This is a genomic window from Parasutterella sp. St.1A3, from assembly GCF_059728705.1.
Map to the genome: position 1 here is coordinate 621,541 of NZ_BAAGFK010000001.1, position 16,338 is coordinate 637,878.

The following is a 16,338-nucleotide window of genomic DNA, read 5'->3' on the forward strand; positions in this document are numbered from 1 at the left end:
CTATTCTAAATTCTAAACGTTCTGAAATAATCACTCGAGAAAAGCAATTTTTGAACAGCGGGTATCAGGGCGTACGCATGAATTTATTTGTTAATTAGTGAGGTTAACGCCTCCAGAGCTGCTGTCGGAGACTGCAGCTTAGCCATGATTCGCTTCACGCTTTTAGCCTCTTTGCCGGTTTCGGTTTCCTCTTCTTTTTGAAGTTTTCTGATCATCCCGAGCGCCCATTTATTCAAGAGGACTCTGTTTTGCAGATAGTTGGCGTTTTTGCACTGTGTTCTATCTTGGTAGAAGTTAACATCCAGGACGTAGTGGAGGTCATTTTCAATTCCCCAGTGACGTCTAACGGCTCTGGCACATTGTTCTGCGATATGGGCATTCAAGAAGTTCAGGGAGCTAATGTAGTAGCGATCAAGAGAACTGATCTCGCCGGTTGTCTTGTTAACGCTCTCTGTTGTAGCTTTAATGATCGTGCCCTCATCCAGCCCTATCCACTTCTTCAATAAGGCTGCGGGCAGGCAACTTCCGGGAAGGACCGAAATCTTTCTTGTCTCGATTCTTCCATGTCCGAGTTCAACTTTTTCGGTCTCCAGCGTACGGGTTTCGGTGCGGTCCACGAAGCTTAACTGCATGTCATAAAACAACGATTTGTGGTTCTGTTTCACCGCAAGGCAGTAGTCTGCCTTTCTTTGGATTAAAGCTGAAGCAAACTTTTCCTGCGTATTGAGTGCATCGGCCGTAACAATACATCCTGCCAAATCGAGTCCCTCAACCATGGAGGCGGCGTGCGTGATCTCATTTTCCTTGCTCCCGATGAGCTTTTGTCCTAAAGCAATTCCATTTTCAGTGTCATAGAAGGTAAGAATGTATTTACCGGCTCTTTCTCCACTTCTTCTGGAGGCTTTGACCGCTTGACCGTCCACTGCAACAATTCGAGAAGTAAATTTATGAAGCAGAGGTTCTACAAGTCTGCCGTAAAAGCTTTGGAATTGTTCAGGATCTATCAGCATAAGAAGACGCCGAACGGTATCGTGAGAAATATCCTGCTTAGGAAAGTCTTCAAATGCTGTTTCCAGGGCTGCCCGATGGTTGCTCCAATAATCTGCGATTTGCACACAACTTGTCTGCCCGGACAAGGAGCTGAGCAAAGCGACTAAATACACGTACGCCAAAGGATATTGAACTTTCGCAGCCTGACGAGGGTCAACAACTTCATTGGACAGAATTTCAGAGGTTTTATTAACGACTTCTGCAGTCGAAGACTTAACCTCCAGCTTCAAATCCTTGATTTGTTGTTTGAGAAGGTAGCTTTTGGCATAAGTAAATACACCGTTAACGATCGTACCGACCTGAGTACGCTGTTCACGAGATCTTTTGTGTTCCTTACTGTAGTAATAAGTGGACTTGTAAACATAGAAGCGTTGTTGTTTCTCGTTCCAGTTGACCTTGCAGCCTTGCGGGATAAGGTCGAGGATTTCCTTGCTGACAGCCATCATGCCACCTATTAAATTACAGACATATATATTATATGCTATATTTCAAAAAAAGTCAACCGTTTTTGTCGACTTTTTAATGAGTTAAGGATGTTTTGTTAAAAATTTTGTGCGTTCGCCCTGAGCGGGTATCTGTACTGTCGACTTTTTGTTGACGAATGTCCTAAGAGGATTTTTGAAAAAGTCAAGATTTTTCATTCTTCAGATGCAAAAAAACAATTACTTTTGAGTCAATAGGATAGTTATTAAACTTGTCCTCCACATTGTGGATAACTTTGTGAATAAGTGAATAACTTAATGGAAAAATGACAAATGATTTTTGTGCCTTACTCGAATTTTAGATACGAGCCTTTTTATAAAAATTACGTAAAAACAAATAGATATAAGCCAAAAACAAGATTGACAATTAAATTATCTTCCTCCACAGCAGCCGAGTCGGATTGTGAATAAAATTGTGAGTAACTTTTGGGATAACTATTAAATCGCCTGAAAATCGGCTGATTTTTCATATGGATAACGCAAAGATGTCGGTTAAGTTCCTTTCTGTGTATGAAGCGGTTCGTTTGCTGAACAATGCGCTTGCCAACCTAGGGTTCATTTGTGTAGAAGGTGAGGTTTCTGCCTTTAAGCAATACAGCTCCGGTCATTGGTATTTCACGATTAAGGACAGCGACGCAGCCTTGTCCTGCGTTTTGTGGAAAAGCCGCAGTTATGGAATTAGGCCTCCTAAGCTTGGAGATAAGGTCCGATTAAAGGGATCAGCTAACGTTTGGGAGAAGAGTGGCAACCTGTCATTCGTTGCCTCAGAATTAAGTTACGCCGGAGAAGGCGAGCTCTATGAAAAATTTCTGCGCCTGAAAAAAAAGCTTTCAGATCTCGGCTGGTTCGATCATCACAGAAAGAAGGCGATTCCAAGAGTGCCTCACCGCATCGGCATCATCACAAGCCGACAGGGCGCCGCGGTTAGAGATGCGATCCATCGGCTGAGAGAGCGGGCACCGTACGCGTCCATAACTGTTTATGACACACCGGTACAGGGCGTTCGCAATGAACTCAAGATCGCTCGGGCGATCCGATATGCTAATCTTTACGGCAATGATGATGTACTGCTGCTGATTCGAGGCGGAGGAAGCATCGAGGATCTTTGGAACTTTAATGAAAGGGTTGTGGCCGAGGCAATTGTGCAGAGTCGTATTCCGATCATATCCGGAATCGGTCATGAGACAGATACGACGATCTCGGACTTAGCTGCGGACCGAAGAGCTCCGACTCCGACCGGGGCAGCTGAAGCGGCCGCCGAGAAACTGGACGTGCTTCGATCGGAAATCAATACCTTCTGGGACCGCACCGAGCTTACGTTCCGCAAAGACGGAGATCAGCGGTATTTTGATCTGGAGCATTTTTCAGCACGCTTTGAAAACGGCCGGACGTTTCTTGAACCCTTTGCCCGTCACGTAAACCTTGCTTCCCGTTTAGTGCGTGTGGATTTTGCCCGCCTGCATAAAGAGACGTCTTCAAGTTTGGATGTTCTGGCTCAGGGATTGTCCTCGCTCTTGGAGCAGGAGAAGTCTCGTACGCGGTCCTCGTACCGACAGGCGCAGCAAAGCCTTACCGAAACCGTTCGTGCCGCATCAATGAGCGTGAACTACAGCGGCCGTCCCTTTGAAAAGGCGGAAATGCTGCTTCGCCCCTTTATTCACTCGCTTAAATCGGTTCGATATGGCTTTCAGTGGCCGATGGATCTGCAGACGAATCGTATTCAAACGGCCTTTTACAGTCTGAGTAACAGCTGTACCGAGAGGATGAACGGCCAAAAGGACGATGTGGGACGAAGCTATGCCTGGATACGCAGTTTCCGACCGAATCTCAGCGCTGCGAAAGCGGATGCCGCGGCTCAGTCTATGCGAATGGTGCTCAGCCAAAAACTCTCGACCGGAAAAACTCATTTGTCGGGACTGGATAAATTAATTAAAGTACTCGATCCGAAACTCAGACTGCCTGAAGGCGCCGGCTACATTTTTAAGAACGGTCAGCCGGTGAAACGCGCAAGCGAACTCAGGTTCGGAGACTTGATAGAAATTGAAATGAAGGATGGGAAATTGGTTGCTCGTGTTGGGGCCTCATAAGAGTCCGCTTCGGGTAAACAACCGATAATATCCGAGTATTGATAAGGAGATAAAGAAGATGGCTTTTACAGTTCCGCCCCTCCCCTATGAACAAAACGCGCTTGAACCGTACATGAGCGCTAAAACACTTTCATACCACTACGGCAAACATAATCAGGCTTACAACGACACACTGAACAAGCTGATCGCAGGAACCGAATACGAAAAGATGCCTCTTGAAGAGATCATCCGCACCACTCAGTCCGGTCCGATCTTTAATAACGCGGCTCAGTGCTTTAACCACACTTTCTTCTGGAACAGCATGAAGCCGAACGGCGGCGGCCAGCCCGACGGTGCGCTTGCTGACGCGATCAACGCAAAGTGGGGCAGCTTCGATGCCTTTGCTGAAGCGTTTGCCAACAGCGCGGCCGGAAACTTTGGCTCTGGCTGGACATGGCTTGTTCAGAAAGAAGACAGCACGCTCGACATCGTAAATACCAGCAACGCCGGCACTCCGGTTACCGGTACCGCCACACCGCTTCTGGTGGTTGACGTTTGGGAACATGCCTACTATCTGGATTACTACAACGTCCGTCTGCAGTATGTGAAGGTTTTCCTGGCAAATCTCGCAAATTGGGACTTTGCAGCAAAAAATTTCTCTGACTAATTAGAGAAGTCTAAAAAATAAGGCCGTAGCTGATCTAGGCTGCGGCTTTGTTTTTGCGCGGCAGTTTTCGTCGGAAAATTCGATCAATACGTGAGGACAGACTTTAGAGGGAGCCCCTTGACCTCATACTGTTTTGCCGGATCTAACGCTCCGAACCAGCCTTTGTTCATTTCGAGGGCGTATTTTGCGGGTGCTCGACTGCAATGGATATCGGTCGTTTCGGGTTCCATATCCTCGATATTGATAATTTTTCCAAAGGCGTCAATAAAAGCGACAGAAAGCGGAATTTTGGTGTTTTTCATCCACATGCAGGCGCTTTCTTCGCCGTCCATAATGAACAGCATTCCGTGGTCTTTAGCCATGGAGGTACGGAACATCAGGCCTTTCTGACGCTCAGCTGCCGATATGGCTACTTCCGCCTTAATGGTCTTATTGCCGAACTGAAGCGTGACAAAGTCAGCGGCCTGACAGAGGCCGGAGAACCAAAGCGCTGAGAGCAGAGCGATAGATGTTTTTTTCATAATGAAAACTCGAAAAGCCTTGCGGGGCTTTTCGAGCTTGGATGCAGTGAGAAAGAGGATTACGAGGCCGGTTTGATGTTGTCAGCCTGTTTGCCCTTTTCACCTTCCTTCAGATCGAAAGTGACGCGCTGACCCTGTTTCAGAGTCTTAAATCCGTCCATTTTGATCGCAGAGAAATGCGCGAAAAGATCTTCGCCGCCGTCATCGGGAGTGATGAATCCGAATCCTTTTGCGTCGTTAAACCATTTTACGGTTCCTGTTGCCATATTTAAACTTCTCCAAAAAATAACGGCGATGTCCCAAAATCTCACGCGCCCTGCATATAACGAATTTGACTGCCCTGTGAGTCAAGACGAACAGTCTATGTAAATTGTTAATGGAGTGTTTCAAAATGTCAATTAGTGTTTTACGTGCAGAATAACTTTCAGAAATTGCATGAAAATAACAAATCAAGTAATTATTTGATTAATTGAAATAAAAAACAATTCCCTTCTCGACGGTAAAAAAGAAGCGGATAATCAAATCGTTTCTGCGTTGCACAATAACCACAAAACAAAAGCCGATCATATGAACAGTGATACTGAAAAAGAACAGGTCCGAGTCGTCTATGCGGAGCCGGAATTCCGCATGCCCTCCCTATGGAAAGTTTTTATTCTGAATGATGATGTCACGCCGATGGACTTTGTTGTCGAGGTCCTTGTCTCAATTTTCGGAAAGGAGCATGACGAGGCGCTGGAGCTGATGTATGAAGCGCATAAAACCGGACAGGCTCAGGTCGGTACTTATTCTAAAGACGTTGCTGAAACTAAAATCTTTGAAGTGACGGAGCTCGCTGAAGAAAATGGTTATCCGCTTCGCATGAAAATGGAAAAATAAAAACAGTTAAGCATGGCTAAGTTTTCAAAAGATCTGACGCACGCTATCGGCGCCGCAGCTGACAGAGCAAGCGCCGACAAGGCGGAATTTATTTCGCTCGAATATTTGCTTTGGGCGCTTATTCAGGAGCCCGAGGTAAAAGACGCACTAAGAAAAGAGGGTTTGAGAGAGCGCCGGCTTGAAGCAGGACTCGATCGTTTTCTTCGGGATCAGACGGGCTTTAATCGTCTGGGCGAAAAAACCGATCCGAGACCGACGATTGGTGTCGAGAGAGTGATTAATCGGGCTGCGGACACATTGGTTAAAAGCAATTCGCTCAGACCGCTTAACTGTCTGGATGTTCTTGTCGCGATCGAAGAAGATGAAGATTCCGACGCGGCTTTCTTTCTGAAGCAGTTCGGCATCAGACCGAGTGAGCTGACGCAAACCGATGATCGTGAAATCTCGCAGGAGCAGCCCGAAGATGAAGGCGGAGCCGTGTATGCCCGCTGTGATATTTGGGCCGCCAATGACGCATTTGATCCGCTTGTCGGCCGACAGGAGGAAATCGATCGGCTGATTCTGGCATTCTCCAGAAAAATAAAGAGCAGCGCTTTGATCGTGGGCGAACGCGGCGTCGGAAAGACGACGCTTGCTCAGGGCATTGCGCGCCTCATCGCGCAGGATCTTATGCCCGACAGGCTGAAAGGGATGAAGTTCTGCGCGCTCAATTTCAGCGCTCTCAAGAGCGGATGCCTCTTCTATGGAGATTTAACTAAACGTTTTCGAGACTTTATCGACTCAGTCACGAGAGACAGCAGCGCTATCGTCTTTCTTGACGATATGCATAAGATTCTTAACGGCAGCAGTGCTGACGAGTTCGCTGATTTGCTCGCGATGATGCTCGCGCACCCCAAAATTCATGTGCTTGGCGCTTCTACGCACCGCGGTCTGCGCACAGCGGAAAAAAATATCTCTTCCCTGATATCGTATTTCCAAAAAATTGACTTGCGGGAGCTGTCGGCAGAAGATTCGCTCAAAATTCTCTCCCAAAAGAGAAAATACTTTGAATCATTCCATCACGTGAAATACAGCGACGAAATACTCTCGAAGATCGTCAAACTTTCGGAGTATGTCTCTAACGGAAAACTGCCCGATAAAGCCGTGGACATCATGGACGAGGCGGGCGCGATTCACTATCTGAGCAAAAGCGCGGATCCGCTGGTGACGACAGACGAAGTTGAACGAGTGATCGCTAAACTCGCGCGTATTCCTGAGCAGAAGGTCTCGGAAAGCGGCGGGGAGCCGCTTCGTAATCTGTCCGATAATCTGAAAAAAGTAATCTTCGGCCAGGACCATGCGATTGATGCGGTTGTGAATGCGATCAAACTCTCAAAGAGCGGTTTGGCTGATAAGGAAAAGCTGATCGGCTCCTTCCTTCTTGCCGGACCGACCGGCGTAGGTAAGACCGAATTGGCTAAGCAGGTCGCCAAGCAGATGGGGATGGAATTTATCCGTTTTGATATGAGCGAATATTCGGAAGAGTATTCAGTTTCCAAACTTCTTGGCTCCGCGCCCGGCTACGTGGGCTATCAGGAGGGAGGCCGGCTGACGGAAGCAGTCAGCCGCACGCCCCATGCGGTGCTCCTGCTCGACGAAATCGAGAAGGCACATCCGGCAATCTATAACGTTCTGCTTCAGGTCATGGACTACGGGATGCTGACCGACTCAAGCGGCAAGACCGTGGATTTCAGAAATATCCTCCTGCTGATGACGACCAATGCGGGTGCAGCTGACTACGAAAAGCGAACCATCGGATTTGACAGCACTCAGGGCGCGGTCAACGGCGCTCGGGGCATCAGTGCCGCGTTTGCGCCTGAATTTAGAAACCGACTTGACGAAGTCCTGCACTTTAATCGTTTGGGTCGAGAACAGGTCGCGCTTGTGGCGGATAAACTCCTCAAGGAACTCAGCCGTCAGCTTGCGGAAAAGAATATTTCTATGACATACACCGAGGCGTTGAAAGCGCATCTTATCGCGCACGGTTTTGATCCGCTTCTCGGCGCCCGCCCGATGATTTCGTATATTCAGCGCTCGATCAAGCGCGAGCTCGCCAATGAGATGCTCTTCGGACGCCTGCAGAAAAAAAACAGCGTCACGATTGACGCTGATGAAAAAGATCAAATTCGCTTTGTGTATGAACACGAATAAGCGCGGCTTAGGATCGGCCTGAAGAGCCGAAGCCGCTGCTTCCGCGTTCACTCGCCTGGAATTCTTCTACGATTTCAAATTCAGGCTGAAGCACCGGAACGATAACTAGCTGCGCGATGCGTTCCATCGGCTCAATGGTGTACGGTTTATCAGAGCGGTTCCAGCAGGAAACCATCAGTTCGCCCTGATAATCCGAATCAATCAGTCCGACCAAGTTGCCGAGCACGATTCCGTGTTTGTGGCCAAGACCGGAGCGGGGAAGAAGCATTGCTGCGTAAGACGGATCGTTTAAGAAGAGCGCAAAGCCGGTTTTAATCAGCTCGCACTTTCCGCTTTCAATCGTCAGCGGCTCGTCAATGGCGGCTCTGAGATCCAAGCCGGCGGAGCCCGCAGATGCGTATGAGGGCATATTGCCGCTGATGCGTTTATCTAGAATTTTGATTTGTGCTTTCATGCGTTTTTTGAGAAAGAATGTTGGATGCCTCAAGAATAATGCGCTGAGCAAGTTCTTCCTTGCTCATTTCTTCAAGCGCTTCGGCGCCTGCCTTGGTGATGAAATAAGCCCGGTTGCTGTCCTGTCCGATTGCTGAGGAGTGATTGGCGACAATGAGATCGGCGCCTTTTTTCTGAAGCTTTTTCATGCCGTTTTCGACGAGATCCTCGGATTCGGCGGCAAAGCCGACGCAGACTCGACATAAACCGCTTTTGGCAGTTTCCTGCAGAATGTCCGGATTTTTAACGAGCGTTAGTGTGAGCGTCTCAGTGCTGTCCTCTTTTTTGATTTTTTTCGCAGAAGGATTTTCGACGCGGAAATCACATACTGCGGCAACCGAAATAAAAATATCCGGATGCTGATGCGCGGCTTCCTGAAGGACGGCGCTCTTCATATCCTGAGCGCCTGTCACACCGATGAGCCGCACGCCGTGCGGTATCCGGGCGGAAACTGCACCGGAGACGAGCGTGACTTCCGCACCCGCGTTGCGGGCCGCCTTAGCAATGGCGGCCGCCTGCTTGCCTGAGGAAAGGTTAGTAATTCCGCGCACCGGATCAATCGCTTCAAATGTCGGACCGCCCGTTATGAGAACACGTTTGCCTTCAAGAACTTTGGGCGTAAAAACCGCTTCAATGTCTTCAAGAAGGTGCTGAGGCTCGCTCATTCTGCCGCTGCCGTTCTCTCCGCAGGCGAGTTCTCCACTATCCGGCCCGCTGAAAAAAACTCCGTCACACTGAAGCTGACATACATTTCTCTGTGTTACGACGTTATTCCACATCCGGACATTCATCGCCGGCGCGATAAGAAGTGGGCAGGCGCGCGCGAGAATTGTCGTACTGACCAAGTCGTCGGCAATGCCGCAGGCGGTTTTGGCGATGATATTGGCGGTCGCGGGTGCGATCACCATTAAGTCGCATCCGTCACGAAGTGCAATATGCGCAAGCGGTACCGACGGATTGAACTGATCGGTTTCGACCGGATGGCCGCTGAGCGCTTCAAAGGTGGTTTTTCCAACGAACTGCTCGGCGACCTTGGTCATCATGACCCGAACTTCAGCACCGGACTTCACGAGAAGACGGACGAGCTCACAGGCTTTGTAAGCGGCAATTCCGCCGCTGACGCCCAGCAGGATCCGTTTGTTTTTTAAGACGGACATGTTATTCCTTTTAAGTGCTATTTCTTAGAAAAGAAAAATTCCACAAGGACAACAATAAAGGCTCCGACACAGATGCAGATGTCGGCGACATTAAACGCAGGCCAATGGTAGCCCGCGAGGTGGAAATCAAGAAAGTCAACGACGACTCCGATCGTGAGTCGGTCGTAGGCATTCGCAAGCGCGCCGGACATAACAAGCGAGAGTCCGAGGCAAAGCAGTTTTTCTTGGCTTTTTCTTGCGATCAGAATACAAATAACAAAGCTGACGACGAGTGCGAGTCCGGCAAAAAGGGGTTTCTGCCAGCCGCCCGCGTCTGCAAGGAAAGAGAATGCCGCGCCGCTGTTGTAGGCAACGACAAGATTAAAGAAATCAGTGATTTTGCGGCTGTCGCCGACAATCATCTGATGCTGGACCCAATCCTTTGTCCACTGATCAAGTCCGAACAGAAGCGCTGCAAAAACCAGCCAGCCCAAAAGGGCCGGCCAGTTCCAGCCGCTGTTGATAGCGGTATTTTTTTTCATCAGGCGAAACGTCTGGTTTCAGGAGTTCCGAAAAGATTTCCGATGCAGCGGCAGCAGAGAGTCGGATAGTTCTTGTCACAACCAACGTCTTCCTTGTACTGCCAGCATCTTTCGCATTTCGGCGCGGAGCTCGGTTTGACCGTGATTTCGCGTTTGTCGCTGACACCGTCAAGTGTTGCCTTGCTGGTGATCATGACAAAGGAAAGCTCATCGCCAAGCTGAGAAATGACATCGTATTCGGGCTGAGGAAGCTTCATAGAGACTTCGCCCTGCAGTGAGGAGCCAAGCTGACCCTTTTCACGCAGTCTTTCCAGTTCAACCTGAACGTCAGAGCGCACCGCTCGAATCAAAGCCCACTTGTTGAGAAGCTCGGCGCTTTCTTTAACGTGCGGCAGATCGGTGAATTTCTCAATGAAAATCGAGCCCTTATTGTTCGGGTTGAAGCAGGCATAGGCTTCTTCCGCGGTAAAGGACAGCACCGGAGCGAGAAGCTTCAGAAGCGTATCAGTGATGTACCAAAGACCGGTCTGTGCACTGCGGCGAGCTTGTCCGTTGGCTCCGGTCGTGTAGAGACGGTCTTTAAGAATATCAAGATAGAATCCGCCTAAGTCATCACTCGCAAAAAGCAGAAGCGCTGAGCAAGCGGTATGGAACTCATACTTCGAATAACGTTCGCGGATTTCCTGCTGAAGCTGCTGCATGCGCGCAATCGCCCAGCGGTCAATTTCAACCATGTCTTCAATTGCGACCGCATCCTTGTTAATGTCAAAGTCGGAGACGTTGGCAAGCAGGAAGCGGATGGTGTTGCGGAATCTTCTGTAGCCCTCTACGGTGCCTTTGAGAATTCTTTCGCCAAGACCGATTTCAGCGGTGTAGTCGGAGAGACCAACCCAAAGACGAAGAATTTCAGCGCCGTAACGGTCAGAGATTTCAGACGGTGCAATGACGTTACCGAGAGACTTGCTCATCTTTCGGCCTTGCTCGTCAACTGTAAAGCCGTGTGTCAGAAGCGCCTGATACGGAGGCCTGCCGTCGATGGCGGAGCCGGTGAGCAGAGAAGAGTGGAACCAGCCGCGGTGCTGGTCGCTGCCTTCAAGATAGAGATCTGCCGGGTAGGTCAGCTTGTCGGCATGCGAGCCGCGCATAACGGTGACGTGCGTTGTGCCGGAGTCAAACCAAACGTCCAGAATGTCACTGGATTTTTCGTATTTATCCGTGTCTTTGTCGATCAGATCTTCGACTTTGACGCGTGTCCATGCCTCGATGCCGTCTTTTTCAACCATATCGGCAACTTTGCGCAGGATAGCGAGTGTATCCGGATGTAGCTTGCCCGTCTCTTTATTGATCAGGAAAGGCAGCGGCACGCCCCAGTTTCTCTGTCTGGAAATACACCAGTCGGGACGATTGGCGATCATGTTGTGCAGTCTGGCTTCGCCCCATGCAGGAATAAACTCGGTACGGTCAACCCCTTCAAGCGCGGTTTTACGCAGAGGATCTGCAGGAGCGTCAGCGCTGAAGACTCCTTTGGTGTCCGCATTGGGTTCATCCATGCGGATAAACCACTGGTTGGTGGCACGGTAAATCAGCGGTGTCTTATGACGCCAGCAGTTCATGTAGCTGTGCACCATGCTGCCGCGGGAGAGCAGGTTGCCGGTAATCTGGAGCGTGTCCAGGATCTTGTCTTTGGCTTTCCAAATGTTCAGTCCGCCAAAGAGCGGCAGAGACTCGCTGTAGCTGCCGTTGCCCATCACAGGGTTCAGGATGTCGTCATTAGTGATTCCGTTTGCCTTGCAGGAGACAAAGTCATCCACACCGTATGCAGGCGCAGAGTGAACGATACCGGTACCGGCAGTGGCGTCGACGTAATCGGCGAGGAATACCGGAGAGAAGCGGTCGTAGAAGGGGTCCATCTCGCAAAGCGGATGTTTAAAGCGCAGTCCCTGGAACTCGCTGCCTTTGGCTTTAGCGACCGGTTTGCCTTCGAGGCCGAAACGCTTCAGGGATTCTTCGTACAAAGATTCCGCCAGAACGAACATGCGGTTGGGCGTATCAACAAGAACGTAATCCAGTTCGGGATTCATGTTGAGCGCTTGGTTGGCAGGGATTGTCCACGGAGTGGTTGTCCAAATCACAGCGGCGACAGGCTTATCGCATTTGTAATTAAAGATCTGTTCCAGACGAGGTTTGTCTTCCGCGGAAATCGGGAACGCAGTATCCAGTGTCGGAGAAGACTTGTCCGCATATTCGACTTCAGCTTCCGCAAGCGCGCTCTGGCAGTCAAAACACCAGTTCACGGGCTTGAGGCCGCGGTAAACAAAGCCTTTTTCAAGGATGACGCCAAGCGCACGGATTTCTTCGGCTTCGGTTTCAGGACGCATCGTCAGATACGGATCGCTCCAGTCACCGAGCACGCCGAGACGCTGGAACCCAGCCATCTGGTTTTTGATCTGCTCTTTGGCGTATTCACGGCATTTCTGCATGACTTCTTCTTTAGGAAGATTCTTGCCAAATTTTTTCTCAATCTGAATTTCAATCGGCATTCCGTGGCAGTCCCAGCCCGGAACGTAAGGTGCGTCAAAGCCTTCAAGCGTCTTTGTCTTGAGAATGATGTCCTTCAGAATTTTGTTGACAGCGTGGCCGACATGAATGTTTCCGTTGGCATACGGAGGGCCGTCATGCAGCAGGAAGCGCTTTTCGCCTTTTCTGGCTGCGCGAATTTTCCCGTACACGTCTTTTTCCAGCCAATCCTTAATCCAGCCGGGTTCACGGGCAGGCAGATTGCCTCTCATGGGAAAGGGTGTATCAGGAAGATTCAGCGGATATTTTTTAGCGGCTTCCTTAGCCGCGGCGTCATTTTTTTTACTCATCTTTATTCCTTGGCCCCCTCGGGCTCTTCAAGGTTAAACGGATAATCCTAAGATTTGTTTTGCTTTGCGCTGGTCTTCTTCGATCGCAGCTCTCAGCTCTTCAAGGGAATTGAATTTCTTCTCTTCCCGAATCTTTGCAAAAAATTCCACTTTGAGAACCTGGTCATAAAGGTCTCCGTGGTAGTTAAACAAGTGTGTTTCCAGCAGATACTCTCCGTGATCGATGACGGTGGGACGTCTGCCGACACAGGCGACGCCTTCAATCGGTCTCGGCCCGATGCCGTGAACTTTGACGGCGTATACGCCTTCGATCGCGGGTTTCGATTTGGAGTAAGGCGGCAAAATGCGCTGATTCATTGTCGGAAAGCCGATCGTTCTGCCGATTTCCTTGCCGTGAAGCACGCGGCCGCTGATCATATAAGGACGGCCGAGCATGTAGTTGGCAGACGGGATGTCGCCTTCAGCCAAAGCGTGCCGAATTCGAGAGCTCGAGATCGGCGCGACAGAGTGATAAAGCATCGGCATCGGATGAACTTCGAAATGAAATTCCTTCCCTAAGCTTTCCAGCAGTTTGATATCTCCGGCTCGTTTGGCGCCGAAGCGGAAATTCTCACCGACAGTAACCCAGCGGGCGTGCAGTCCGTCGACAAGAATCTCACGGACGAATTCATAAGGCGAAAGCGAAGCAAGATGCGGTTCGAACTTAAGAATGTAAACGCGTTCGATGCCGCAGGCCTGGATAGCTTCCACCTTGTCATGAAGACTCAGGATGCGGCGCGGAGCGTCGTCGGGGTTAAAGTATTCTCTCGGATGAGGCTCAAAGGTCAGAACGGCCGGACAAAGCAGACGAGCACGAGCCGCATCTACCACTTCGTGAAGAAGCGCTTGGTGGCCGCGGTGCACACCGTCAAAATTGCCGATCGCTAAAGCGCAGTCAAGCCGATCTTCCGGCTTAGGCAGCCCTCTAAAAACTTTTTTCATCCAAACCTCCGGGCGCGCGCTGCTGAGACAGGCGCACACCGCCCTTTAATGCACACAAAAGAACAATTATAAAAGAGGCTGAGATCGCTTTGAAAAAACAGCAAAATAAACTTGAAGCGTCAGTAGCGGAAAGTGAGTGAAAATGCTTATGAACGTGGCACAATCTCACTGTTTTACTCTTGGTGCGTAGCGATGAAAAAAAATATAGTTGTCCTTATTTCGGGAAGGGGCAGTAATTTCAAGTCTGTATATGAAGCGAGCGTTCGTGAGAACTGGGCTGAAAAATACGGTTTATATATCAGCGGCGTGATTTCCAACCGCGCTGATGCCAAAGGACTTGAATACGCGGCCTCCGTCGGCATTCCTTCCAAAGTGGTTGATCACAAGGGCTATGAAAGCCGAGGCGCTTTTGAAAAGGATCTCGCAGACGCCTGCGACGAGTTCGGCGCTGATCTGATCGTGCTTGCCGGCTTTATGCGCGTATTGACCCCGTACTTTGTAGATCGCTTCAGCGGCAGAATTCTTAACATTCATCCGGCGCTTCTTCCGCTTTTTACCGGACTTCATACCCACGAAAGGGCACTTCAGGCCGGCGTGCGCGTTCACGGTGTTACTGTTCACTTTGTATCGGCCGAACTGGACGGCGGACCGATTGTCGGTCAGGCCACGGTACCGGTTTTGGCAAATGACACGCCTGAAATATTAGCCGCCCGCGTACTGGTGCAGGAGCATGTTCTTTATCCGCGAGCCGTGCGCCTTGTTGCGAGCGGCCGCGTGAAATTGGATGGAAATAAAGTGCTGATGGACGAAGAGGCGAGCAGAGAGCTTGCTATTTTGGCGCAGTAAGACGTGTCCGTCGCATAGGAGCAGAAATGGCAGAAAGAGCAGAAAGATCACGGTTTTCTTTTTCCAGAGGAAGAAGAAGCGACGCGCCCAAGCGCAAATTAACCGATCGTCAGAGAGCGGCGAAGGAACGTCTCGCGAAGATGTCTCCCGAACAGAGACACACGCACGATCCTAACAAGGCACCGAATCCGAGAATGCTGAGTTCGCATCCCGGAGAAGTGCGCATCACTTCCCTGGTCGTCGATGAACTCGGCCGCGCGCTGCGCAAGATCCTGAAGCTTGACGGACCTGCGGACGTGCTGATGAGCCTTTACTTTAGAGAAGCGCGTCATCTCGGACCGAGAGAAAGAACAATTATTGCCGAGGCGATTTATTACTGTCTGCGGCATCTCTCCATGATTACCTGGCGCATGGGAACGGTCACGCCCGTGAAGGCGCCGCGGCTTACAGGGCTTCTCGTACTCGCGCTTCAGTACGGCGTCGATAAGATCAGTGATCAGATTCTCGGAAAGGAAAAAGACACGCTCCTGAATATGCTTCGTCCCAAGGACAGCAAAGCACCTAAAGAGATTCAGGCTGAAGTTCCGAAATGGCTCTATGACCTTGCGGTTGTGCAGTACACAGATCACAAAGCGCTCTTTGAAGCCATGCAGCAGGGCGCTCCGTTGGATCTGCGCGTTAATACGCTCAAGGCCGGTGTTGACGATGTGATAGCCGAGCTGGATAAACATCACGTCAAGGCGGTTAAAGGTGAATATTCCCCGGAATGCGTTCGTCTGGACATCAAGCCTGCTTTAACGCAGTGGCCGATTTATAAAGACGGGTTGGTTGAAGTTCAGGACGAAGGCTCGCAGCTGATTGCGCGTCTGGTGCAGCCGAGACGAGGCGAGATGGTCTGCGACTTTTGTGCCGGTGCCGGCGGCAAAACACTTGCGCTGGGCGCGCTGATGAAATCCACCGGCCGCATCTATGCGTTTGACGTGAATGAAAAGCGCCTGGGCGGATTAAAGCCGAGAATGCGCAGAGCGGGCCTTTCCAACATTTATCCGTCAGTGATTCGAACGGAGCACGACAGCCGCGTTAAACGCCTGTACGGGAAGATGGATCGTGTGCTTGTGGATGCGCCGTGTTCCGGAACCGGCACCTATAGACGCAATCCCGATTTGAAATGGCGCTTTGGCGAGGATGAACTGGAACGCATTAACAGTATTCAGAAGTCCGTCATTCGTTCCGCTGCGAAGATGGTGAAAAAAGGCGGCCGCCTTGTGTATGCGACCTGCTCAATTCTGGAGCGCGAAAATCAGGGTGTCATCTGCGAATTCCTGGAGGAGAATCCGGAATTTGAACTGCTGGATGCGTATGAAATTCTTGAGAAGCAGGGCGTTGAAATCTCTCCGTATCAGAAGAAGCGGTTTGGAGAATACTTTGTGATGCTTCCGCAGCTCAACGGCACAGACGGCTTTTTTGGCGCCGTGCTTCAGCGCAGGGATGAAAAAAAGGGCAGGACGGAGAAGGAGAGTCCTGCCTTGGAGGGCGACGCTCAGGAGAGCGTCCAAAAAGAATAGTCGCTGTCTGACTTAAACCTTCATACTATGGCCCTCTTCGGAGGGCCGTAGTTTTTT

14 protein-coding genes are annotated in these 16,338 nt (G+C 50.2%); 6 read left to right on the forward strand and 8 right to left on the reverse strand.

What is annotated here, in order from left to right:
* Nucleotides 1–83: 83 nt before the first annotated feature.
* Entirely contained in the window at nt 84–1,496 is a 1,413-nt protein-coding gene (locus AC6I1F_RS02865; protein WP_497801597.1) for an ISAs1 family transposase, read from the reverse strand.
* Between the two features lie 506 nt (nt 1,497–2,002).
* Between AC6I1F_RS02865 and xseA the strand changes: the two genes are divergently transcribed.
* A complete protein-coding gene (gene xseA, locus AC6I1F_RS02870; RefSeq protein ID WP_497801598.1) occupies nt 2,003–3,619 on the forward strand; it encodes an exodeoxyribonuclease VII large subunit in 1,617 nt (538 codons plus the stop codon).
* Between the two features lie 58 nt (nt 3,620–3,677).
* Complete coding sequence (locus tag AC6I1F_RS02875) at nt 3,678–4,265, forward strand: superoxide dismutase (RefSeq protein ID WP_160334954.1); 588 nt, start codon at nt 3,678–3,680, stop codon at nt 4,263–4,265.
* 83 nt (nt 4,266–4,348) lie between these two features.
* Here AC6I1F_RS02875 and AC6I1F_RS02880 read toward each other — a convergent pair whose 3' ends face one another.
* Together AC6I1F_RS02880 and AC6I1F_RS02885 are read right to left on the reverse strand one after the other, a co-directional pair.
* A complete protein-coding gene (locus AC6I1F_RS02880; protein WP_160334955.1) occupies nt 4,349–4,786 on the reverse strand; it encodes a DUF192 domain-containing protein in 438 nt (145 codons plus the stop codon).
* A gap of 59 nt (nt 4,787–4,845) precedes the next feature.
* On the reverse strand, nt 4,846–5,052 hold the full coding sequence (locus AC6I1F_RS02885; protein WP_160334956.1) for a cold-shock protein: 207 nt from the start codon (nt 5,050–5,052) through the stop codon (nt 4,846–4,848).
* A 301-nt stretch (nt 5,053–5,353) separates the two neighbouring features.
* Between AC6I1F_RS02885 and AC6I1F_RS02890 the strand changes: the two genes are divergently transcribed.
* Nucleotides 5,354–5,662, forward strand: coding sequence for an ATP-dependent Clp protease adaptor ClpS (locus AC6I1F_RS02890; RefSeq protein WP_160334957.1), 309 nt, complete (start codon nt 5,354–5,356; stop codon nt 5,660–5,662).
* Nucleotides 5,663–5,674: 12 nt separating this feature from the next.
* Nucleotides 5,675–7,852, forward strand: coding sequence for an AAA family ATPase (locus AC6I1F_RS02895; protein WP_160334958.1), 2,178 nt, complete (start codon nt 5,675–5,677; stop codon nt 7,850–7,852).
* A 7-nt stretch (nt 7,853–7,859) separates the two neighbouring features.
* Here AC6I1F_RS02895 and dut read toward each other — a convergent pair whose 3' ends face one another.
* The 5 genes from dut to AC6I1F_RS02920 are packed head-to-tail and all read right to left on the reverse strand — an operon-like array spanning nt 7,860 to nt 13,870.
* Nucleotides 7,860–8,306, reverse strand: coding sequence for a dUTP diphosphatase (dut, locus tag AC6I1F_RS02900; RefSeq protein WP_160334959.1), 447 nt, complete (start codon nt 8,304–8,306; stop codon nt 7,860–7,862).
* Nucleotides 8,278–9,501, reverse strand: a complete 1,224-nt coding sequence (gene coaBC / locus AC6I1F_RS02905; protein WP_160334960.1) for a bifunctional phosphopantothenoylcysteine decarboxylase/phosphopantothenate--cysteine ligase CoaBC — start codon at nt 9,499–9,501, stop codon at nt 8,278–8,280. The genes dut and coaBC overlap by 29 nt, the downstream gene beginning before the upstream one ends.
* 17 nt (nt 9,502–9,518) lie before the next feature.
* Nucleotides 9,519–10,022, reverse strand: coding sequence for a signal peptidase II (lspA, locus tag AC6I1F_RS02910; RefSeq protein ID WP_160334961.1), 504 nt, complete (start codon nt 10,020–10,022; stop codon nt 9,519–9,521).
* A complete protein-coding gene (gene ileS / locus AC6I1F_RS02915; RefSeq protein ID WP_160334962.1) occupies nt 10,022–12,889 on the reverse strand; it encodes an isoleucine--tRNA ligase in 2,868 nt (955 codons plus the stop codon). Before ileS ends, lspA begins: the two co-directional genes overlap by 1 nt.
* Nucleotides 12,890–12,922: 33 nt before the next feature.
* Complete coding sequence (locus tag AC6I1F_RS02920; protein WP_160334963.1) at nt 12,923–13,870, reverse strand: bifunctional riboflavin kinase/FAD synthetase; 948 nt, start codon at nt 13,868–13,870, stop codon at nt 12,923–12,925.
* A 192-nt stretch (nt 13,871–14,062) separates the two neighbouring features.
* On the opposite strand from AC6I1F_RS02920, the gene purN reads away from it, so the two are divergent.
* Together purN and AC6I1F_RS02930 are read left to right on the forward strand one after the other, a co-directional pair.
* On the forward strand, nt 14,063–14,716 hold the full coding sequence (gene purN / locus AC6I1F_RS02925) for a phosphoribosylglycinamide formyltransferase (RefSeq protein ID WP_160334964.1): 654 nt from the start codon (nt 14,063–14,065) through the stop codon (nt 14,714–14,716).
* A 26-nt stretch (nt 14,717–14,742) separates the two neighbouring features.
* Nucleotides 14,743–16,281: an RsmB/NOP family class I SAM-dependent RNA methyltransferase gene (locus AC6I1F_RS02930; RefSeq protein ID WP_160334965.1), complete on the forward strand. Its 1,539-nt coding sequence runs from the start codon at nt 14,743–14,745 to the stop codon at nt 16,279–16,281.
* Nucleotides 16,282–16,338 lie beyond the last annotated feature (57 nt).

What these genes read in the sequence shown, in the direction of transcription:
- AC6I1F_RS02865 (WP_497801597.1), bottom strand. Translation starts at nt 1,496, where the DNA reads ATGATGGCTGTCAGCAAGGAAATCCTCGACCTTATCCCGCAAGGCTGC.
- xseA (WP_497801598.1), top strand. Translation starts at nt 2,003, where the DNA reads ATGGATAACGCAAAGATGTCGGTTAAGTTCCTTTCTGTGTATGAAGCG.
- AC6I1F_RS02875 (WP_160334954.1), top strand. Translation starts at nt 3,678, where the DNA reads ATGGCTTTTACAGTTCCGCCCCTCCCCTATGAACAAAACGCGCTTGAA.
- AC6I1F_RS02880 (WP_160334955.1), bottom strand. Translation starts at nt 4,786, where the DNA reads ATGAAAAAAACATCTATCGCTCTGCTCTCAGCGCTTTGGTTCTCCGGC.
- AC6I1F_RS02885 (WP_160334956.1), bottom strand. Translation starts at nt 5,052, where the DNA reads ATGGCAACAGGAACCGTAAAATGGTTTAACGACGCAAAAGGATTCGGA.
- AC6I1F_RS02890 (WP_160334957.1), top strand. Translation starts at nt 5,354, where the DNA reads ATGAACAGTGATACTGAAAAAGAACAGGTCCGAGTCGTCTATGCGGAG.
- AC6I1F_RS02895 (WP_160334958.1), top strand. Translation starts at nt 5,675, where the DNA reads ATGGCTAAGTTTTCAAAAGATCTGACGCACGCTATCGGCGCCGCAGCT.
- dut (WP_160334959.1), bottom strand. Translation starts at nt 8,306, where the DNA reads ATGAAAGCACAAATCAAAATTCTAGATAAACGCATCAGCGGCAATATG.
- coaBC (WP_160334960.1), bottom strand. Translation starts at nt 9,501, where the DNA reads ATGTCCGTCTTAAAAAACAAACGGATCCTGCTGGGCGTCAGCGGCGGA.
- lspA (WP_160334961.1), bottom strand. Translation starts at nt 10,022, where the DNA reads ATGAAAAAAAATACCGCTATCAACAGCGGCTGGAACTGGCCGGCCCTT.
- ileS (WP_160334962.1), bottom strand. Translation starts at nt 12,889, where the DNA reads ATGAGTAAAAAAAATGACGCCGCGGCTAAGGAAGCCGCTAAAAAATAT.
- AC6I1F_RS02920 (WP_160334963.1), bottom strand. Translation starts at nt 13,870, where the DNA reads ATGAAAAAAGTTTTTAGAGGGCTGCCTAAGCCGGAAGATCGGCTTGAC.
- purN (WP_160334964.1), top strand. Translation starts at nt 14,063, where the DNA reads ATGAAAAAAAATATAGTTGTCCTTATTTCGGGAAGGGGCAGTAATTTC.
- AC6I1F_RS02930 (WP_160334965.1), top strand. Translation starts at nt 14,743, where the DNA reads ATGGCAGAAAGAGCAGAAAGATCACGGTTTTCTTTTTCCAGAGGAAGA.